A 2,621-nucleotide genomic window follows, 5' to 3' on the forward strand; every position below is an offset into this window, starting at 1 on the left:
CGGCCCGGGGCGAGTCTAGGCCGTCGATCATGGCCGGAGCCCGGGTGGTGCGGCGGGGGCGGCCCGGGCGGGGAATTCGGTTGAGCCGGCCGGGGCCGGGCCGGTGGGATGGGCCGGTGACGCCCTTCCTGAGCACCGACCGGCTGGTGCTGCGCGAGTTCACCCCCGACGACGCGGAACTCCTCGTCGAGCTGGACGGCGACCCCGAGGTGACGCGGTACCTCACCGGCGGGCGTCCCACCCCGCCGGAGGTGGTCCGGGAGCGGACCCTGCCCCGGATCCTCGCCCACTACCGGCGGCCGCCGGGGCTGGGCTGGTGGGCGGCGCTGGGCCGGGGGTCGGGCGAGTTCCTGGGCTGGTTCGAGTTCCGCCCGACACGCGACGGCGACGCCCGCGAGGTGGAGCTGGGCTACCGCCTGCGCCGGGCGGCCTGGGGCGGCGGCCTCGCCACCGAGGGCTGCCGGGCGCTGGTCGACAAGGGCTTCACCGAGCTGGGCGTGGAACGGGTCACCGCGAACACGATGACCGTCAACACGGCCTCCCGCCGGGTGATGGAGAAGTCCGGGCTGCGCTTCGTGCGCACGTACGTCGGGGACTGGCCGGAGATGATCGACGGGGCGGAGCACGGCGAGGTCGAGTACGCGCTGACCCGGCAGGAGTGGCTTTCCGCCGGCGCCGGGGCATGATCGAGCGGGACCGGTTGTCGACAGGGGGTGCGCGGTGCGGGTCGTGTCGCTGGTGCCGTCGCTGACCGAGGCGGTGGCGCTGACCCTGCCCCACCTGCTGGTCGGGGCCACCGACTGGTGCACCCACCCGGCGGGGCTGGACGTGGCGCGGGTCGGTGGCAGCAAGTACCCCGACCTGGACCGGGTGCTCGCGCTACGGCCGGACGTGGTCCTGCTCAACGTCGAGGAGAACCGCCGCGTCGACGCCGAGGCCCTGGCCGCGGCCGGCGTGCCGGTGCGGGTCACCTACCCGCGGACCGTCGACGAGGCGCTGACCGAGCTGGGCGACCTGCTCCGCGAGCTGGGCGCGCCGGCGGAGCCGGAGTGGCTGGTGGCGGCCCGCCGGGCGTGGGGCGCCCCGCCGGCGGTCGGGCCGCCCCGCCGGGCGGTGGTGCCGGTCTGGCGTCGCCCGTGGGTGGTGCTGGGCGCCGACACGTTCGCCGGGGACGTGCTGCGCCGACTCGGCGTCACCAACCTGTACGCCGACGACGCCGAACGTTATCCGCGACCGAGCCTCGACGAGCTGCGCGCCCGCGAGCCGGAGCTGGTGGTGCTGCCGGACGAGCCGTACTCGTTCACCGCCGACGACGGGCCGGAGGCGTTTCCCGGCGTCCCGTGCGCGCTGCTCTCCGGGCGGCACCTGACCTGGTACGGCCCGTCCCTGGCCGCGGCCCCCGCCCTGCTCTCCGCCCAGCTCGCCGACCCGGTCGTCCGGCCGGGCTGACCGCCCGGGCGCGTCGCCCGGCCGGTCGACACGTCGGTCGGGTCAGGAGCCCGCGTGCCGGCGCTCCCGACGGGCGGCGAGCACGCTCCAGCCGATCGCGACCGACAGGGTCAGCACCACCACGGCGAGGGTGAGCCAGACCGGCAGCTTCCCCACCGGCGTCTCGGCCAGGATCAGCTTCGCCCCGGCGAAGGCCAGCAGGACGGCCAGCCCGTACCGCAGGTAGCTGAAGTGCCGCAGCAGCCCGGCCAGGCAGAAGTAGAGACTGCGCAGCCCGAGCACGGCGAACGCCGTCGCCGTCCAGACCAGGAACGTGTCGGTGGTGATGGCCAGGATCGCCGCCACCGAGTCGATCGCGAAGACCACGTCGGTGGCCTCGATCGCGATCAGGGCGACCAGCAGCACGGTGGCGCTGCGCCGGCCGTCGACCCGGACGGTGAACCGGCCGCCGTGGTAGCGCGGCTCGGTGGGCACCAGCCGCCGGAACAACCGGACCGCGACGTTGCGGTCCGGTTCGACGTCCGGCTCCCCGCGCACCGCGAGCCGCCACCCGGTCCAGACCAGGAAGGCGCCGAGCGCGATCCCGGCCCAGGCCAGCCGCTCCAGCAGCGCGGCACCGGCGAAGATGAAGGCCAGCCGGAACGCGAGGGCCCCGACGACCCCCCAGAAGAGCACCTTGTGCTGGTAACCGGCGGGCACCCGGAAGTAGCCGAACAGCAGCGCGAAGACGAAGACGTTGTCGACCGAGAGCGCCTTCTCCAGCAGGTAGCCGGAGAAGTACGCCACGGCCGGATCGCCGCCCCGCCAGAGCCAGACCACCAGGCCGAAGGTGAGTCCGGCGGTGATCCAGACGCCGCTCCACACCAGCGCCTCGCGCAGCTCGATCACGTGGTTGTCGCGGTGGGAGAGCAGGTCCACGGCCAGCATGACGGCGATGACCGCGCCCACCGCCGCCCAGGCCCACAGCGGCGCCGCGAACGTCGCCTCGTCCACCCGGCGCCCTCCGCATCCACGACGGGACGGGGCGGTTCCGCTCCCCGCGCGCGCCGCGTGCCCGGCGGCTCCGGCGCGGGCGCGGTCGATCCTGCCGGCGAGGGCGAGGACGGCCACCAGCGCCGCAACGGTGAGGGCGGCGCCGGCGTAGATCCGTCTCGTGCTCGACATGACGGCGG

Annotated in this window: 3 protein-coding genes; 2 read left to right on the plus strand and 1 reads right to left on the minus strand. The window is 75.3% G+C overall.

Annotated elements, in window-relative coordinates; translation table 11 throughout:
• The first annotated feature begins 116 nt into the window (after nucleotides 1-116).
• On the plus strand, nucleotides 117-686 hold the full coding sequence (locus tag AB0L34_RS33500) for a GNAT family N-acetyltransferase (protein ID WP_363709650.1): 570 nt from the start codon (nucleotides 117-119) through the stop codon (nucleotides 684-686).
• Nucleotides 687-720: 34 nt separating this feature from the next.
• Nucleotides 721-1,449, plus strand: a complete 729-nt coding sequence (locus AB0L34_RS33505; protein WP_363709652.1) for a helical backbone metal receptor — start codon at nucleotides 721-723, stop codon at nucleotides 1,447-1,449.
• Nucleotides 1,450-1,491: 42 nt separating this feature from the next.
• Here AB0L34_RS33505 and AB0L34_RS33510 read toward each other — a convergent pair whose 3' ends face one another.
• Nucleotides 1,492-2,376, minus strand: a complete 885-nt coding sequence (locus AB0L34_RS33510; protein WP_363709655.1) for a TerC family protein — start codon at nucleotides 2,374-2,376, stop codon at nucleotides 1,492-1,494.
• Nucleotides 2,377-2,621: the final 245 nt, after the last annotated feature.

The organism is Micromonospora sp. NPDC052213, assembly GCF_040679695.1.
Lineage (GTDB): Bacteria > Actinomycetota > Actinomycetes > Mycobacteriales > Micromonosporaceae > Micromonospora.

Bases quoted from the DNA above. Each gene is read 5' to 3' on its own strand.
- AB0L34_RS33510 (WP_363709655.1), bottom strand. From the start codon at position 2,376: ATGCTGGCCGTGGACCTGCTCTCCCACCGCGACAACCACGTGATCGAG.